This window comes from Amorphus suaedae (assembly GCF_053629675.1).
On record NZ_JBRJIT010000001.1, the window covers coordinates 1,737,352 to 1,754,412 of the forward strand.

15 protein-coding genes are annotated in these 17,061 nt (G+C 69.1%); 6 read left to right on the forward strand and 9 right to left on the reverse strand.

Annotation, left to right across the window (positions count from 1 at the left end):
- The first annotated feature begins 14 nt into the window (after positions 1–14).
- The 3 genes from AB7M35_RS07815 to AB7M35_RS07825 all read left to right on the forward strand — a co-directional run bounded on the left by AB7M35_RS07815 (position 15) and on the right by AB7M35_RS07825 (position 2,865).
- The gene (locus tag AB7M35_RS07815; RefSeq protein ID WP_453958632.1) at positions 15–524 is read left to right on the forward strand and encodes a hypothetical protein; all 510 of its coding nucleotides are present in this window, start codon (positions 15–17) and stop codon (positions 522–524) included.
- Between the two features lie 200 nt (positions 525–724).
- On the forward strand, positions 725–1,219 hold the full coding sequence (locus tag AB7M35_RS07820; protein ID WP_453958634.1) for a copper chaperone PCu(A)C: 495 nt from the start codon (positions 725–727) through the stop codon (positions 1,217–1,219).
- 164 nt (positions 1,220–1,383) lie between these two features.
- Positions 1,384–2,865 (forward strand): methyl-accepting chemotaxis protein, encoded by a 1,482-nt coding sequence (locus AB7M35_RS07825; protein WP_453958636.1) that lies wholly within the window; start codon positions 1,384–1,386, stop codon positions 2,863–2,865.
- A gap of 45 nt (positions 2,866–2,910) precedes the next feature.
- On the opposite strand, the gene AB7M35_RS07830 is transcribed toward AB7M35_RS07825, so the two are convergent.
- The 4 genes from AB7M35_RS07830 to AB7M35_RS07845 form a co-directional block, all read right to left on the reverse strand.
- Positions 2,911–4,110 (reverse strand): serine hydrolase domain-containing protein, encoded by a 1,200-nt coding sequence (locus tag AB7M35_RS07830; protein ID WP_453958638.1) that lies wholly within the window; start codon positions 4,108–4,110, stop codon positions 2,911–2,913.
- Between the two features lie 47 nt (positions 4,111–4,157).
- Positions 4,158–5,753, reverse strand: a complete 1,596-nt coding sequence (locus AB7M35_RS07835; protein WP_453958639.1) for a serine hydrolase — start codon at positions 5,751–5,753, stop codon at positions 4,158–4,160.
- 92 nt (positions 5,754–5,845) lie between these two features.
- On the reverse strand, positions 5,846–7,432 hold the full coding sequence (locus tag AB7M35_RS07840; protein WP_453958641.1) for a serine hydrolase: 1,587 nt from the start codon (positions 7,430–7,432) through the stop codon (positions 5,846–5,848).
- Between the two features lie 206 nt (positions 7,433–7,638).
- Complete coding sequence (locus tag AB7M35_RS07845) at positions 7,639–9,336, reverse strand: ShlB/FhaC/HecB family hemolysin secretion/activation protein (RefSeq protein ID WP_453958643.1); 1,698 nt, start codon at positions 9,334–9,336, stop codon at positions 7,639–7,641.
- A gap of 283 nt (positions 9,337–9,619) precedes the next feature.
- Here AB7M35_RS07845 and ampH point away from each other — a divergent pair, with 283 nt between their 5' ends.
- Entirely contained in the window at positions 9,620–10,750 is a 1,131-nt protein-coding gene (gene ampH, locus AB7M35_RS07850; protein ID WP_453958644.1) for a D-alanyl-D-alanine-carboxypeptidase/endopeptidase AmpH, read from the forward strand.
- A 110-nt stretch (positions 10,751–10,860) separates the two neighbouring features.
- On the opposite strand, the gene AB7M35_RS07855 is transcribed toward ampH, so the two are convergent.
- The 5 genes from AB7M35_RS07855 to AB7M35_RS07875 form a co-directional block, all read right to left on the reverse strand.
- Positions 10,861–12,126, reverse strand: coding sequence for an amidase family protein (locus AB7M35_RS07855; RefSeq protein ID WP_453958646.1), 1,266 nt, complete (start codon positions 12,124–12,126; stop codon positions 10,861–10,863).
- Positions 12,110–12,937, reverse strand: a complete 828-nt coding sequence (locus AB7M35_RS07860; RefSeq protein ID WP_453958647.1) for an ABC transporter ATP-binding protein — start codon at positions 12,935–12,937, stop codon at positions 12,110–12,112. Before AB7M35_RS07860 ends, AB7M35_RS07855 begins: the two co-directional genes overlap by 17 nt.
- An 11-nt stretch (positions 12,938–12,948) precedes the next feature.
- On the reverse strand, positions 12,949–13,704 hold the full coding sequence (locus tag AB7M35_RS07865; protein ID WP_453958648.1) for an ABC transporter permease: 756 nt from the start codon (positions 13,702–13,704) through the stop codon (positions 12,949–12,951).
- A 61-nt stretch (positions 13,705–13,765) separates the two neighbouring features.
- Positions 13,766–14,725, reverse strand: a complete 960-nt coding sequence (locus tag AB7M35_RS07870) for an ABC transporter substrate-binding protein (RefSeq protein WP_453958650.1) — start codon at positions 14,723–14,725, stop codon at positions 13,766–13,768.
- A 115-nt stretch (positions 14,726–14,840) separates the two neighbouring features.
- A complete protein-coding gene (locus AB7M35_RS07875; RefSeq protein WP_453958651.1) occupies positions 14,841–15,602 on the reverse strand; it encodes an IclR family transcriptional regulator in 762 nt (253 codons plus the stop codon).
- A 114-nt stretch (positions 15,603–15,716) separates the two neighbouring features.
- Here AB7M35_RS07875 and AB7M35_RS07880 point away from each other — a divergent pair, with 114 nt between their 5' ends.
- Positions 15,717–16,454, forward strand: coding sequence for a sulfite exporter TauE/SafE family protein (locus AB7M35_RS07880; protein ID WP_453958653.1), 738 nt, complete (start codon positions 15,717–15,719; stop codon positions 16,452–16,454).
- Positions 16,455–16,665: 211 nt separating this feature from the next.
- Positions 16,666–17,055, forward strand: coding sequence for a hypothetical protein (locus tag AB7M35_RS07885; RefSeq protein WP_453958655.1), 390 nt, complete (start codon positions 16,666–16,668; stop codon positions 17,053–17,055).
- Positions 17,056–17,061: the final 6 nt, after the last annotated feature.

Below are 17,061 nucleotides of genomic sequence, written 5' to 3' on the forward strand. Positions count from 1 at the left end.
ATTTCCGCCCGGCCATGACCGCGGGTCCCGACCCGCTGCGGCGTGGCGCGGCGGGACACCATGGCGCAGGACGCGGACGGCCCGGCGCCATGGCGCGGGCGGTCGAGGTCGGCTATCAGGGATCCATGCGCACCATGCGGCTTCTGATGGCGGACCGGGGTCTGGGCGGGGCAATCGTCTCGCTCATCGCCTATCTCGTCGTCCTGCAGGGGCTGATGGGCGCGGTCGCCGGCGGTGCCATGGCGGGCTCGGCCCCCTCCCCGGCCAGCGTGCTGTGTTCCGGCGCCCTGGTGCCGACCGACGGCAACGGGTCCGGTCCGGATGCCGGCCACGCGGCGGCCTGCTGCACGGCGCTCTGCCGCGCCACGTGCCTGACCGGCGCCTGCCTGCCGCCGACCCCGGCCAGCCTGCCGCTCCCGCGCACCGCCCTGTCCGGCGCGCCGACGGCGGTGGCCGTCGCGGCGGCCGCGCCACGCGCCGTTCGCCTGGTTCCCGAAGCGCGCGCTCCCCCCGCCCGCGCCTGACCCGACTGTGCGGCCGCGATGCGCGGTCGGACCGTCGCGCGACACGACCGGTCACGCGGATCCCGCCGGGTCCGCGCCTTTCGAGACAGATCCGCACGGACATGCGCACGCGCGCGTCCCGCATCCGACCTTTCCACCCACGCAGATCCGCACGGAGAACCGCGAAGGCGTTTTCCCGATCTGCCTATGGAGCAAACCCCATGCGCACTCTCATCGCAGCCGTCGCCGCCGCCGTCCTCCTCGCCGCGGCTCCCGCCAGCGCCCACGACGTCAAGGTCGGCGACCTTGAGATCTCGGTCCCGTGGACCCGCGCCACGCCTCCCGGCGCGGCCAACGGGGGCGGCTTCGTCACCATCACCAACACCGGCGACACCGACGACCGGCTGGTCGGCGCCGCCTCCCCCATCGCCCGGAAGGTCGAGCTCCACACCATGGAGATGGCCGACGGCGTCATGAAGATGCGCCCCATCGACGGCGGCATCCCGGTGCCGGCCGGCGAGACGGTGCAGCTCGCCCCCGGCGGCGCGCACATCATGTTCATGGGCCTTCAGGCGCCGATCGAGACGGGCAGCCTCGTGCCGGTCACCCTCACCTTCGAGAAGGCCGGATCGGTCGAGCTGGACCTGACCGCGACGCCTCCCGGGGCGCCCGCTCCGGCCGGCGACGGCCATCACATGAAGATGGACAAGCAGTAGACCCCGCGACCGCTGCCCGTTCGGCGCCATCCGGGCCGAACGGGCAGCCCGCGACGGGATCGACGGGGCGGAACGACGGCTGTTCGGCGCGCATCGGGAGCAATGCCCGCGCAAGCTACGTCAACCAAAGTGAGTTATCCGCCGCTCCAAATGAGTGATCTCAGATGCTCCGTTTCGCGCCGAATGCCGACGCCAGCCGTGTTCTCGCTGCCCTGGCCAGATCGCTTGCCATCATCGAGTTCTCGCCCGACGGCACGATTCGGACCGCCAACCCGCACTTCCTCAAGCTGATGGGCTATCAGCTGGACGAAATCGTCGGCAAGCACCACCGCATCTTCGCCAGGAAGGACGACGCCGAGAGCCCCGAATACAAGGCCTTCTGGACCGACCTGCGCGCGGGCGTGGCCAAGTCCGCCGAATACCAGCGCTTCGGCAAGGGCGGCAAGGAAGTCTGGCTGCAGGCCACCTACAGCCCCGTGATGGATGGCGACAAGGTGGTGAAGGTGGTCAAGGTGGCCGCCGACGTCACGGCCCAGAAGATGCGCACGGCGCTGCTCGAGGGCCAGATCGAGGCGATCTCGCGGTCCCAGGCCATCATCCGGTTCGACATGGACGGCACCATCGTCGAGGCCAACGACAACTTCCTGAAAGCCCTCGGCTATTCGCTGGACGAGATCGTCGGCAAACATCACTCCATGTTCGTCGAGCCGGCATTCCGCGAGACCGCCGAGTATCGCGCGTTCTGGGAAGCCCTGCGGCGCGGCGAGTTCCAGGTCGCGGAGTTCAAGCGGATCGGCAAGGGCGGCCGGGACGTCTGGATCCAGGCGTCCTACAACCCGATCCTCGATGCCACCGGCCACCCGATCGGCGTGGTGAAGTTCGCAACCGACCGCACGCCCCAGGTGGAGCTGCGGAAGCGCCGGGAAGCGCTGCAGAAGGACATCGATTCCGACCTGGGCCAGATCGCCCAGGAGATCAGCGACACCACGCGCCAGGCGGCCACCGCCGCGAGCGCCTCGCAGCAGACCTCCTCGAACGTCCAGGCGGTCGCCTCCGGCGCCGAGGAACTGGCCGCCTCGGTGGCCGAGATCAGCCAGCAGGTCGGCCACGCCCTGCGGATCTCCGAAGAGGCCGTTCAAGAGGGCGACCGCACCAACACGATCGTCGGCGGGCTGTCGGAAGCCGCCCAGCGCATCGGCGACATCGTCAACCTGATCAACAACATCGCCGCGCAGACCAACCTGCTTGCCCTGAACGCCACCATCGAGGCCGCCCGTGCCGGCGATGCCGGTCGCGGCTTCTCGGTGGTCGCCGCCGAGGTGAAGAACCTCGCCGGACAGACGGCGAAGGCCACGGACGAGATCAGCGCGCACATCGCCGCCGTTCAGGGCACCACCGAGCAGGCCGTCACGGCGCTGTCGGCCATCGGTCAGCGCATCACCGAGATCAACTCCATCTCGGTCGGGATCGCCTCTGCGGTCGAGGAGCAGGCGGCGGTCACCCGCGACATGTCGATGAACATGCACACCGCCTCGCACGGCGTCGACACCATCATGGAGAACATGTCGGCGATCGCCGCCTCGACCCAGCAGGTCGACAACGCGACCCGCCAGGTCCGCCAGGCGTCCATGCAGCTGGCCTCCTGAGGCCAGCCTGGACGACGCTGAACCGGTTCGCCTCCCCGAACCGGTTCAGCGCGCGAACAGCGGCTTCCGGTCCGGGGCGAGATACGCCCCGATCTCGGCGAACATGGCATCGGTGGCCCGCGGTTCGTCCGGGGTGCCGGCCCCGTTGGTCGCCGCCAGCGCGACGCCGATCTCCCCCTCAGGCAGGTAGGCCATCGCCGCCGCGTAGCCCGCGAAGGACGGCGTCTGGATGGCCCAGCCATTGGTCATGAAGACACCCATCGCGTAGTGCACCTTGTCGACGAACCGGCCGACGCCGTCGGCCCCCTCGGCAAGCTGCGCCTCGTGCGAGGCCGCCGACAGCAGGCTCCCGGAGCCGATGGCGATCGCCGAGGTCAGCAGGTCGCCGATGTCGGTGGTCATCACCGCGCCACGCGCCAGGGTCCACGACGGGTTCCAGTAGGTGGAGTCCTCCAGCACGCCGCGCTCGCTGGTGAAGGCATGCAGCACCGGCTCCTGGATGACGGCCGTGTGCTCGCTGCGGGTGTTGTGCAGATCGAGCGGCTCCAGCACGTAGCGGGCAATCAGCTCCTCGAGCGGCTTGCCGGCCACCTTGCTCATCACCTCTCCCAGGATGACGAAGTTCGTGTGGGCGTAGGCGAAGCAGGTGCCGGGGTCGCAGACCATGTCGCGCCCGAACGCGATGGCGATCAGCTCATCGGGCGTGAACTGCCGGAACGGGTCCTCGTAGAGGGGCAGGTAGTCGAGGTTCACGTAGTCGGCATAGCCCGACGTCGACGTGATCAGCATGTGGAGGGTGATCTCGTCGGCCTTCGGATAATCCGGGAACCAGGTGGACAGCGTGTCGTCGACGCTGAGAAGCCCCTCCTCCTGCATGCGCAGCAGCACGGTCGACATGTAGGCGATGGCCACGGCGCCGTTGCGGAAGTGCATGGCGGTGGTGGCCGGAACCCCGGTCATCGACGTTCCGTACGCCTCGTTCATGATCTCCACGTCGCCGATGCGGACCTTCACGAGGGCCGCCGTCAGGTCGAAGGTCCCGACGCCCTTTTCGACGATCGCGCGGATGGCGGCCGCGATCTCCTCCACCGGGCGGCAGTCGCCGTTCGCCGGGGCCTCGCCGGCCTGGCACGGCCCGGGCGCGTCGGCGGCGAGCGCGTGGGCCGCCGGCATGGACAGCATGGCCGCGAGCGCGCCCGCCCGCATGAGCCGGCCTGGCCCGCCCGTCTCGATCTTCCACGTCATGCCCGTTCCCCCCATCCGTTGAAGCGCACGACGCCTGATGCCGCCGGTCAGTGCCGTTCGAAGGTGCCGAGCCCCTCGTTGTCGAAGGCCTCGATGGTCATGGCCCGCGCCGCGCCACCCTCCACGTCGAACACGACGCGGGACACCGATCCGACGACCCCGTCGTTGGCGAACGGATCGAACGTGAAGGTGTCGCCGTCCCAGTGGGCGAGCGGAAAGGTGACGCCCGCCGGCCCGAGTTTCAGGGTCAGCCCGTCGGCGCCGGCGGCGATCTCCGCCGGTCCGTAGAAGGCATTGTCGTAGGTGCCCGCCAGCACGGCGGGATCGGCGGAGGCCGCCGGGTCCGACGGCCGCGGCTGGCCCACGAGTTCGCCCTCCGCCGCCAGCATCTGGCTGAAGGCTCCGTTGAAGAGCGCGTACCAGTCCCGCTCGACCGCACCCGTCTGGACCACGTCCTCGAACTGGCGGACGATCGCCTCCGCGGTGCCGTTGGGTGCGGCATTGGTGAGCACCACGATCGCCACGTCGGCCGACGGGATCACCGAGAACGTCGTCCCCGCCCCCACCGAGAAGGCGCCGGAGTGGCCGATCAGCAGACGGCCGGAGGAGGAGATCGTCTGGGTGAAGCCGAACCCATAGAAGCGCGGCCGGCCGGCGATGGTGGCGGCGGGCGCGCTGACGATCTGCGGCTGCATCGCCTGGCGCAGCGGCTCGGCGGCGACGATCTCGCGGCCCTCGAAGGCGCCATCCTGCAGGAGCATCGACATCCAGCGCGCCATGTCGTTCACCGACGAGGAGACGCCGCCCGCCGGCGACTGGGGGTCGGGCATGCGGACGAACTTCGGCTGGTAGACGCCGTCGACCAGCACGTGGCCGGCGGCGCGGTTTCCGCGCGCCGCGAAATCGGCGAAGCGCGCGCTCGTGGAGGCCATGCCGAGCGGCGCGAACAGCACCTCGTCGGCGAGGTCCGCCCAGTCCTTTCCGGACGCGGCGGCGACCGCCTCCGCGCCGGCGGTGAGGCCGAAATTGGAGTAGGCGTAGGTGTCACGGAAGCTCGCCAGCGGCATCAGCCGCAGGCGCTCCAGGATCTGACGCCGATCGAAGCCGAGGCCTTCCAGAAGGTCGCCGGCCTGGCCGGGCAGCCCGGACCGGTGGGCGAACATGTCGCCGACCGTCACATGGCGGGTCACGTACGGGTCGGACAGCTCGAACCACGGCAGCGACTGGACGAGCGGCGTGTCCCAGGTGACGTGCCCGGTGCCGACCTCATGTGCCACGACGGAGCCGCTGATGGATTTCGAGATCGAGGCGAGCTGGAACACGGTATCGGCGTCGACACGGGCGTCCTCGCCGGCCTTGCGCACCCCATAGCCCTTGGCGAAGACCGTCTTGCCGTCGCGCACCACCGCGACGGCGACGCCGGGCGTGCCCGAGCGCCGCATGATCTCCGCCACATTGGCGTCGAGGCCGTCGATGGCGGCATCGATGTGCGCGCCGGTGATGGTCCCGATCGACGCCAGATCCGGCGGCACCGTCTCGTCGGCCCGCACCACCGACGAACCGGCGAGGCCGATGATCATGGCGACGCCGGCGGCGAGCGCCGTCCCGCGCGTGCCCGTCGCAAATCCCGCAGGTTTCGGCATGGATCTCCCCCTGAACCTCCCGATCGCAGCCGGCATCCTACCAGCGGACGGTGCGACCAGGAGTCGTCATCCGTCCGCCCGAAGGATCCCGGTCAGTCCCGCGTGAACGTTCCGAGACCGTTGCCGTTCAGGAACTCGATGGTGACCGAGGTCGCGCGTTCCCGTGGCCCGGCCGGCGCGAACGTCAGCATCGAGACCGATCCTTCCGGATTGTTTTCGTCGCGCGGCTGCAGGACGTAGGTCCGTCCGTCCCAGTAGGTCAGCGGGTAGGTCATCGGCCCCGGCCCGAGCTTCACCACCAGCCCCTCGCCGCTGTCGGCGATCTCCATCCGCCCGAAATACGTGCTGTCGTAGGTGCCGAGCAGCTGGTCGTCCATGCCGGGACCGCTCGGATCGGCCGGGGGCTGCTTGCCCGCCAGTTCGCCGACCGGATCCATCATCGGAGCGAAGCGGGGCGCGTAGGCCGCGAACCAGTCGCGCTCGGGCTCGCCGAACTCCACCAGGTCCATGAAGGTGCGCGAGACCGCTTCCGCCGCGCCGACCGGCGAGCCGTTGGTCAGCACGCCGATGGCGATGTTGTCGAGGGGCAGCATCATGTAGTTGGTGCCGGTTCCCATCGCGAAGGCGCCGGAATGGCTGAGCACCACCCGCCCGGAGGCATCGACGCCAGTGCCGAAGCCGTATCCGTAAAGGCCCGGCCGGGCGGCGGGGGACGGCATGGTGCCACTCGACATCTGCGCCTGGAGGGCCGGCAGCAGCGCCGTCTTGGGGACGATGTCGCCGCCCTCATCCAGAACCATCGCCAGCCACTTGCCGATATCGTTCACCGACGCGCTCACGCCACCCGCCGGCGCCTGGGCATCGGGCTGACGGGCGGCCCGGACCTCCCAGCCGCCGTCGATCGGCACGTGCCCGGGGGCACGGTTCTCGTGCTTCACGAAGTCGTCGAAGCGGTAGCTGGCGGAGGTCATGCCGAGCGGCTTGAAGATGGTCGTCTCAGCCAGCGTTTCCCAGTCGGTCCCAACGGCGGCGGCAACGGCCTCTCCGGCGGCGGTGAGCCCGAAGTTGGTGTAGGCGTAGGTGTCGCGGAAGCTGTTGAGCGGCAGGAATTTCAGCCGCTTCAGGACCTCCTCGCGGTCGAACCCGATATCCTCGAGGGTGTCGCCCGCGTGGGGCGGCAGCCCCGAGCGATGGGCGAACATGTCGCCGACCGTCACATGGCTGGTCACGTACGGGTCGGACAGCTCGAACCACGGCAGGTACTGGACCAGCGGCGTGTCCCAGCTCACTCGGTTCTGGCCGACGGCATGGGCGACGACCGTGGCGCTGATCGACTTCGACAGCGAGGCGATCTGGAAGACGGTGTCGGCGTCGACGGTGGCGTCCTCGCCGACCTTGCGGACCCCGTAGCCCTTGGCGAACACCGTCTTGCCGTCGCGCACCACGACGACCGCCATGCCGGGAATGCCGGCGCGCGCGAGCACGTCGGTGGCCACGCCGTCGAGGGCGTCGAGCGCCCGCTCGATCTGGCCGTCGGGGATCATCACGCCCGGCGCCATCGGCGGCGGAAGCAGCTCCTCCTCGGCCGCCGCCTGCCCGGCGCCCGCGCAGGTCAGCGCCAGCCCCGCGAAGAGCGCCGCGCCCATGGCCCGCCCGTTACCGATCCGATTGACCCGCATGATACCCCTCCTGAACCCTTGCCCTTCGCCCGATCCTGGGGCCGCACCGAAAGCGGCATCGTGATCGGCGGGCCTCGGCGCGCTCGACCGCGCGCCGGCCCGTCGTCCGGATCGGGCCGAATTGACCCACCCATGCTCTAGAGCCCCCGGCCCAGGCTCCCAACGGGAGAGATTGGAAAAGACTGGAAACAGGACGGCCGCAGACCTCAGAACTCCGCCGCCAGCCGGAAGAACACCCGGGTGCCGGGGTCGTCCACCGCGTCGGCCTCCCACGGCACCGCGAGCATCAGCTGTCCGCGCAGATGGTCGGCGACGAGCGCGCGCAGCCCGAAGCCGGCCGAGCCGAGCGACGCCTCGGTGTAGTCGATCGCCACGTCGCGGTTCCAAAGCTTGCCGTAGTCGGCGAACGCGAACAGGGCCGTGCGGCCCAGCCAGTCGACCCTGAGATCGACGCCCTGGTTGATCTCCACCGTGCCGGCGATGCCGCTGTCGCCGGACAGCGCCGCGCCGTCGAACGCCTGGCCGTAGGGATCGCCACCGAGATGAAGCTGCGCCGCCTGCGGCAGCGGATCGAAGGCATACTGGCCGGCGCCGCGCAGCCGCAGGCTGGCCCGCTGCCACAGCGACTGGGAGACGTCGAGGGTTCCGGACACGAACCGGTAGTCCGCCGGCACGCCGGGGCGGCCGGAAAGGACATCGTCGCGGTCGTTCGAGCCCAGCCCGTCGACGCCCTGGCCGAACGAGGCACCGAGCTTGGCGACGCCGCGCCACAGCGACTGCTCCGCGTTGAGCGACGCCGACATCCACCGCGCGCTGCTGCGCAGTATCGGATTGCCCATGATGTCGAGGTTGGTGTCGCGCGTCTCGAAGCCGACCTCGGCGAACAGGCTGCGGTCGATGGTGCGCAGCACCGGATAGCTGGCGAAGACGCTCACCTGGGTCACGCCGATATCGATGTCGACCACGTCATCGGGCTTCGAGGTCAGCCGGGTGAGGAGGTAGCCGGCGTGGACGCCACGGGTGCCGATGGGGACGTCCTGGCTGAGCTGGAAGAACATCAGCTCCTCCGGCGCGTCCGGGATCGTCATGCCGACGACGCTGGTGGACTCGAACATGCCGAACACGTCGTTGAAGGTGACCTGGCCGGACAGCTCGACGGGGCCGGCGGTGTCGTCGCCGAGATTGTCCAGCGCGACCCTGCCCGAAGCGCGGGTGAAGGTGATCTCCAGATCGAGGCTGCCGCCGCCCGAGGCCCCCTCGGGGCGCTTGAACAGGCCGTTGACCGCCAGGCCGGCGAGGTCGCTCATCAGCAGGAGCTGGCGTTCGGCGGTCTTGATGTGGATCGGCCGCATCGACGTGAGACGGTCGATGTAGGGTGCCAGGCGGCGCTCGAGGCCGGGCACGTTGGAGCGCACGGTGATCTCGCGAAGGTAGGATTCGTAGACGACGATGCGGACGTTGCCGGAGCTGACGTCATGCTCCGGCACCACCGCCGCCGCGAAGTAGCCGGCCTTGCGGTAGGCGGCCTCGACCGCGTCGGCCACGCCGTAGAGATCGGCAAGGCTGATGCGGGTGCCGAGCTTGTCGGACCAGACCGCGGCGAGCGCCTCGGGCGGCACGGTCACGGCGCCTTCGACCGTCACCGAGCGGAGGGTAAAGAGGATCTTCCGGGCTTCCGCCTCGGGCACCAGCCTGCGCTTGTCCTGCACCTCGATGGTGACGGTGCCGCGCTTCGGCGGCGGCGTGAAGCGCTCGATCACCGTGCTGGGCGTGCTGAGCGCGCGCTCCAGCTCGTCCGCGAGTTGCGCCTGCGCCGGAGACGCGACGAGCAGCAGCAGGCCGAGGGCCGCCATCGCGCGGCCCGGCAGAATGCCGCGGCCGTCCAACCATTCCCCAACCCGCATTCCAGTTCCTCAGCGCCCGAGACGACGCGGCGAAGGATGCCCCATCCCGAGCGGAACGACCGTGCCTTGCCGACTCTTCGATCGTATCCAGCCCGGCCAAGTCGACCAATGTCTAATCTTGGAAATCAATGGAAAATCCATGAATTTCTACCCAAATCGTATTGACTGCCTCACTCCCGGCAAATCTATTTCGCGTTCGCCAATACAGATTTCCAGCAACCAGGACTGGCGCATGACTTTGGAACGTCAGCCGCGAAAGAGGACGAAGGGGGTTTCCTCTGCCATGAAGCGATTTTTCTGGGCGACCGCTGCCATCATGCTGGCGGCGAGCGCACCGGCCAGGGCCGATGACCCGTTTCTGACCGAGATGGTCGGGTTCAACGGCGCCATCCTGTACTTCGAGACCGGCGTGCCGGGGCTGGTGATCGGCGCGGTGCGCAACGGCGAGACGGCCGTCGCCGGTTTCGGCGAGATCCGCGAGGGCAGCGGCGTCGCGCCCGACGGCGACACGCCCCTGCGCATCGGCTCGATCACCAAGGTGTTCACCGGCGCGACGCTGGCGAGCCTCGTCGTGGACGGAACGGTGAAGTTCACCGACACGCTGCAGTCGCGCATCGGCTGGGATGTCACGATCCCCTCGCGCGACGGCAAGGAGATCCGGCTGATCGACCTCGCCACCCACACCAGCGGCCTCCCCCGCGAGCTCGAGCGCCCCGACGCGCCCGCCGACGATCCGAACGCCACGATCACCAAGGAGGCCTTCATCGAGAGCCTGAACGGTGATCCGCTGCTGTTCGCGCCCGGCACCAGCGGGATCTATTCCAACTACGCCTACGACCTGCTGGCCGTCGCGCTGGAGACCGCCGCCGGCAAGCCTTACCGGGAGCTCCTGAAGGAGCGGGTGCTGGATCCGGCCGGGCTGACCGACACCGGGTTCGACCTGCCGGCCGACATCTCCACGGCGATGCAGGGACACGGCTTCAAGGGCGAGCCGCTGCCGGACATCCCGACCAGCGGCCTGATCGAGGGCTCGGGCGGGCTCTATTCGACGGCCAACAACATCCTGCGCTGGATCGGCTGGCATCTCGACCGCTTCTCGGCGGAGAACGCGGAAATGCGGCTTCTCGACCACGCGGCCTACATCCCGCGCGACGCGCTTGAGGTCGCCTCCGGCTACGACGAATCGGGCCACATGGACGCGGTCGGCCTCGGCTGGGTGGTGATGGAGCGGACGGCGGACCGGCCGACGATCCTGCAGAAGGCCGGCGGCATGCAGGGCATCTTCGTCTACATGGCGTTCGCGCCGGCCCACGACGTCGGCATGTTCGTGGCGGTGAACGCCTACGACTTTTCCGCCGCCATGGGCATGGCGGCGACGGTGAACGAGATGATCGGAACGCTCGTCAACCAGTGAGCTTGCCGGCGGCGGGGGCGACCGCACTGCAGGAGCCCGCGCGGGACACTCCCGCGCGGGCTTTTTCACGTCTGGAGGGCCGGGCTTTCGCGCGTGGCGCGGGCGCTCGTCTACGTGCGCACCGGCGCAGGCGCCAGGCCTTCGAGCCGGTCCGCAACGTCGAGCAGGAGGTGATCGCGGCCGCGCCTGGCCACGAGCTGCACGGCGAGGGGCAGGCGCGCGCCGTCGGACGTCGCCGCCGTTCCCCACGGCAGGCTGAGGGCCGGCCATCCGATCAGCGTCGCCAGCCTCTGAGGGTCGCGCCGGCCGGTCCCCTCCCCGATCCTCGGGGCGACGTCGATGATCGACGGGATCACCAGGACAGCGTCGTCGGGAACCGCCGCATCCATCAGGGCACGGACGCGGTCGCGTGCGGCGATCGCTTCGGAGAGCCCGTCGGATCCTGCGCGCGCGCCCTCGGCCTCGAGCACGCTCAGCTCCTCAGGCAGCTTGTCGGCGTTGCGCCGGATCCAGTCGCCGTGATTGGCGTGAATGCCGGTGACGAGCAGCATGCGAAGGATCGCCTCTTCCTTGGCCGCGACGCCTTCGGGGAGCGCGCTCGCGGCGGCGCGCCAGCCGAGCCGTCCCGCCGCGGCGCGGACACCGTCGGCGATGCCCGGCCATCCGGCCTCGGGCGCGATGTCGAAGCCCATGTCCGGGAACAGGAGCTGCAGATTGCCGAGATCGGCGGGGGCTTCCGGCACCGGATCGAAGAGGGCGTAGGCGTCGCGGGCGGTCGCCACGTCCTTCGCCAGGAAGCCGACGTGGTCGAGCTCCGCCGACAGGCACATGCCCCCTTCGGTCGGCACCCGGCCGAAGGTCGGCTTGAACCCGACGACCCCACAATAGGCGGCGGGGCGGACGATCGACCCGACCGTCTGGGTGCCGATGGCGAAGTCCACCGCCCCGATCGCCACCGCGGCGGCCGAGCCGGCCGACGAGCCGCCCGGCGTGCGCGTCAGGTCCCACGGATTGCGCGTGCCGCTGTCGCCGGTGATCGCCAGCGCCGTCGACCGGGTGGTGCCGACGCAGACGGCGCCCGCCTCCAGAATCCGGGAGACCACCGGCGCCGTGGTTTCGGCCACCCGGTCCTTCAGTAGATCGAGGCCCCAGCCGGCGTTCCGGCCGGCTTGGTCCAGCACTTCCTTGACGGCGAAGCCGCGTCCCGCCAGCGACCCGGAGGCGGAGGCGGTCGGCGGCGCCTCGGGGGCGTCGAAGATCGCGCAGAAGGCGCCCACGTCGCGGTCGAGCTCGCGCAGCACCGAGGGCGGGCGGTCCGTCTGAGACGGGGAAGTGTCGGCGCCCTGCCGGGCCACGGCCTCAGTCTGCATGGCCATCCGACGCTTCCAGCTTGAAGGTTTTCGCCAGTTCCTCGTCGAGGGACTCGAAGATCATCGCCTCGACCTCGCGGAACCCCGGATCGGTGATCTTCCGCGGATAGGGAAGGTCGACGGCCTGGTCGCGCTTGATGCGCCCCGGCCGCGCGGTGAACACCACCACCCGTGTCGCGAGGTAGACCGCCTCCTGCACCGAATGGGTGATGAACACCACCGTCTTGCGGTGCTTGCTCCAGATGTTGAGGAGCTGCTGCTGGAGGAACCGCCGGGTGAGCGCGTCGAGGGCGCCGAACGGCTCGTCCATCAGGATCAGCTTGGGGTTGGTGGCGAAGGTGCGGGCGATCGCCACGCGCTGCTTCATGCCGCCCGACAGCTGCTTGGGCGCCTTCATGGCGAAATCGCCGAGCCCGACGAGCTCGAGCCATTCCCGGGCGACGGTGCGCGCCTCCTCCCGGGAATGGGTCTTGCGCAGCCCGAAGGCGACGTTGTCGAGGACCGAGAGCCAGGGAAACAGCGCGTAGTCCTGGAACACCATGCCGCGCTGGATGTCGGGTCCCGAGATCGGCTCGCCGTCCACCAGCACGCGGCCGGCGGTGGGCTTGTCGAAGCCGCCGAGGATGTTCAGGAGCGTGCTCTTGCCGCAGCCGGACGGGCCGACGATGGCGACGAAATCGCCCTCGTTGACGGTGAGCGAGAGCGGCTTCAGCGCTTCGACGAACTCGCCCTTGCCGTCGTAGAAGTGCTTGCTCGTCTGGTCGATCTCGATCTGGGGAACGAGCACGCCGGCGGCCGTCTGGGATGGGCTTTGCATCGGATCGGCTCTCATTCGAAACGGGTCAGGGCGAGCTTGAACAGGGAATCGACCAGCACCCCGATGATCCCGATGACGATCATTCCCACGATGACCAGGTCCGACCGCAGGATCTCCATCCCGTCGGAGATGAGGTAGCCGAGGCCGGAGTTGGCGGCGACGAGCTCGGCCGCGATGATCGCCGCCCAGCCGGTGCCGAACGAGATGCGCAGGCCGACCAGGATCGACGGCAGCGAGGCGGGCAGCATGACGCGCCGGAACAGGTCGAACTGGGTGTCGCAGCCGAGCACCCGCCCGGCCCGGAGCAGCACCGGGTCGATCCGCTTCACGCCGTCGACCGTGTTGAGCAGGATCGGGAAGAAGGTCGCCACGAAGATGATGAAGACCTTGCCGGACTCGCCGATGCCGAACCACAGGATCGCGAGCGGGATCCAGGCGAGCGGCGAGATCGGGCGGAAGATCTCGACGACCGGATTGATGAACCGTTCCGCCGCCCGGCTGCGCGCCATCACCACGCCGAGCGGGATGGCGATCACCGCCGACAGCAGCCACGCCACCACCACGCGGGCGATCGACACCCAGGCGTTGGTCAGGAGATCGCCGGACAGCAGCTCTTCCATGAAGGTGGCGCCGACGACCGACGGCGGCGGGAGGATCGTGACCGGCGGCGCCAGAAGGGTGACGGCCATCTGCCAGACCAGGATGATGGCCAGAGCCGCCAGCAGGTAAGGCCCGACGGCAGCGAAGACCCGGCGGGTCGCATGCATGGGGGAACTGGTCCTCGCGGGTGCTGGCCGCCCCGCAACCGGGGCGGCCTGGGTGCCGAGACTATTCGGCATTCTTGGCTTTGGCCGCGAACGAGGCATCCACCTTCGGCGCATCCTCGGCGGAGAGGATCTCGGCGGACTTCAGGAAGGTCGTGTATTCCGCGACCGCCTTCTCGTCCGGCGTAATGTCGGCCGTGTAGACCGAGATGCCCTGGTTCAGGGAGTACTCGATCACCTTGCGCGGGAAGCCGATTTCCTTCTCCCACATGTCGATCGCCGTCTCCGGCTCCGACAGGATCAGCTTCTCCGCCTTGACCAGCGCATCGACCACGTCCTGGACGATGTCCGGGTGCGCCTCGATGAAGTCCTCGCGGATGTAGAAGCCGTTGCCGATGTAGTGGCCGTCCTTGATCGGCAGGATCGCCTTGGAGGTGAGCAGCACCTCGGCCGATCCATCGGCGAGCGCCGAGGAGATGTGCGGATCCCAGGTGACGCCCGCATCGACCTGCTTGGAGGCGATCAGGCTGCCGACGTCGGAGCCCTTGGTCTTGAACAGCTCGACGTCGTCCTCGGTCATGCCGGCGTCCGCCAGCGCCTTGATGAGCAGCGGATACTGCTGCGACCCGCGGCCGGGATAGGCGATCTTCTTGCCCTTCAGATCGGCGACGGACTTAATCTCCGAACCGGTCGGCACGATAATTGCTGTCTGATCGAGGATGGTGATGGCCACCAGCTTGGCCGGGAGACGGGCGGCCGCGACGATGGCGGGCCCCATTCCGGCGCTGGCCATCTGGATGGCGCCGGCCGCCATGGCCTGGTTCTCCGGCGCCCCGTACGAGAAGTTCTCGAACTCGAAGGTGACGTCGTACTTCTTCTCGATCGGCGCGAGGAACCCGGCCGCCTTGGCGATGTAGATCGGCTGCGTCGCGGGCTGGACCCCGATACTGATCTTTTCCGCTGCCTGGCTTGCCGTGGCCGCGAAGGCAGACGCGGCGGCGATCGCAATCAGTATGCGTCTCATTCGACCGATTCCCTCTTGTCGGTGGCGCACGCGACCGCAGTGCGGCGCGCTTCACGACCGAAATATTGCACCGCAAAAGAGGGCTGTCAAATTTCGGGACGTCACGTCCCGTTTTTCAGAAAATGGCCGCCGCCATCTCCTCGGCCGCCGCCCGCATCTTGGGCAGGAAGCCCTTGGCCCGTTCCACCGACATGCGCGCCGTCGGCGCATGCATGCCGAGGCCGGCGACGACCGCACCCGAGGGATCGCGGATCGGGACCGCGATGGCGACGAGGCCGACGGCGTCCTCCTCCCGGTTGAGGGAGAAGTTGCGCACCCGGATCTCCTCGAACGCCAGATCGAGCAGGACGGGATCGGTGATGGTGTTGTCGGTGAGCGGCCGGAGCTCGACGGAGGCGAGGATCTTCTGGCGGGTGCGGCTTTCGGCGAAGGCGAGCAGCAGCTTGCCGATCGCCGTGCAGTAGACCGGCACGCGGCTGCCCGGCCGCAACTGCACGCGCAGCGGCCACTCGCACTCGACGCGGTCGATGTAGACGATCTGGTTGCCGTCGATCATGCCGACGTTGCAGGTCTCGCCGATCTCCCCGACCAGGTTGGTCAGGATCTGGTGGGTGCCGCTGGTCTGCTGGTAGCTGGAGATGCAGCTGAGCGACAGCGACCGCAGGCGCGGCCCGACGCTGAAGCGGTCCGAGCCCGGCTCGCGGGAGACCAGGCCCAGCGCTTCCAGCTGCGAGACCAGCCGGTGGACGCTCTGGCGGGGAAGGTTCAGCTCGAGGGCGAGCTCCTGCACGCCGAGCGGACGAAGGTGGCGGGAGACCGCCTCCAGAAGCTCCACGCTGCGGGAAATGGCGGAGTTGGGCGCAGTCTGATTTTCCATTTATCGGGCTTCTGCGTCTTGTTTTTTCATCATTGCCCGTTAGCATCCGGCCGATCTGGAGGCAAGCTTCAGAGCCTCGCGGCCCCTCCCCCGAACCCCGGATCAGCCCGCCTCATGCCCTGGCACGTCGTTGCGATCGGCTGCGCCATCGTCGTCTTCGCGGCCGGCCTGCGCCGGATGACCGGGTTCGGCTTCGCCATGGTCACCGTGTCGCTGCTGTCGCTGATGATCGGCCCGAAGCAGGCGGTGCTGGCGACGCTGATCCTCCAGCTGTTCCTCGGTGCCCGGAACACCCAACTGATCGTGCGCGACACCCGCTGGCGGCTGCTGCCGTGGCTGCTGGGGGCGGGCCTGCTGGCGGTCCCGGTGGGGCTGGCCATCCAGCACGCGGTCGACGACCGCACGCTGCGGCTGCTGGTGGGCGTCAGCGTGCTGTCGGCGCTCGCCCCGATCCTCGGGCGCAACCGGCCACCGATCGATGCCGGCTGGCTCGGCGGCTCGGTCAGCGGCTTCCTGGCGGGGCTGCTGAACAGCCTGGCGGCGATGCCGGCGCCGCCGCTGCTCCTCTACCTGATGCGCCTGCGCGACCTCAGCCTCGACGCGCGCCGCGCCACGCTGATCACCATGTTCACCCTTCTGACGCTCGCCGCCCTGGCCGGCCACCTGATCGCCGGCGGGATGGACCGGTCCTCCGCCCTGCTGGCCGTGATCCTGTGCCCGGCCGCGCTGGTGGGCGACCACCTCGGCCGCAGCACCCCGTGGTCGATGAACCGGCGGGTGATCGATGCGCTGTCGATCGCGATCGTCGTCGGGTCGGCATCGATTCTCGTCGTCTCGGCCCTGACGTCCTAGAGCGTTGAATCCGAAGCCATTTCGGCCGGATCAGGAATCTCGCCCGATCGGAAAGGGCCGCCCCGGGCCTCGCGCGCCGGTTGCAGCAGCCCGCAAAATGGGCAATGAATCGGGTCCACTCGCGCCCCTGCCGGCCAGGATCGCGCCCACCAGCCGACTGCCGGCAGCACGCCCCCCGACCATCACGAACAGAAGAAAAGAGCAGCCAGACATGCGTGCAAGACGCCTGGGATACGTTGCCCTCGCCTGTGTCGTTCTCGCCGCGCCGACCGCTTCGGCAGGCGCGATTCCTTACGCCCCGCAGAGCGGGATCTCGTCGGTCCAGCTCGTCAAGACCACCCGGGTCAAGCTTACGCAGGACCAGATCGCCGCGGCCTATGTCGGCAAGACGGTTCAGTCGCGCCAGCACTCGACGAAGTATCTTGCCGACGGAACATGGGTGAACAAGAGCGGCCAGAAGGGGCGCTACAAGATCACCAAGAGCGGCATCCTCGTCATGTCGGGCGACATCAACCTGAGCCTCGAGGTCTACAAGGAGGGCGACCGCTACTACAACCGCAACGTCAAGAGCGGCGAAGGCGGCTATTACACCGCCAACTGACCTGCA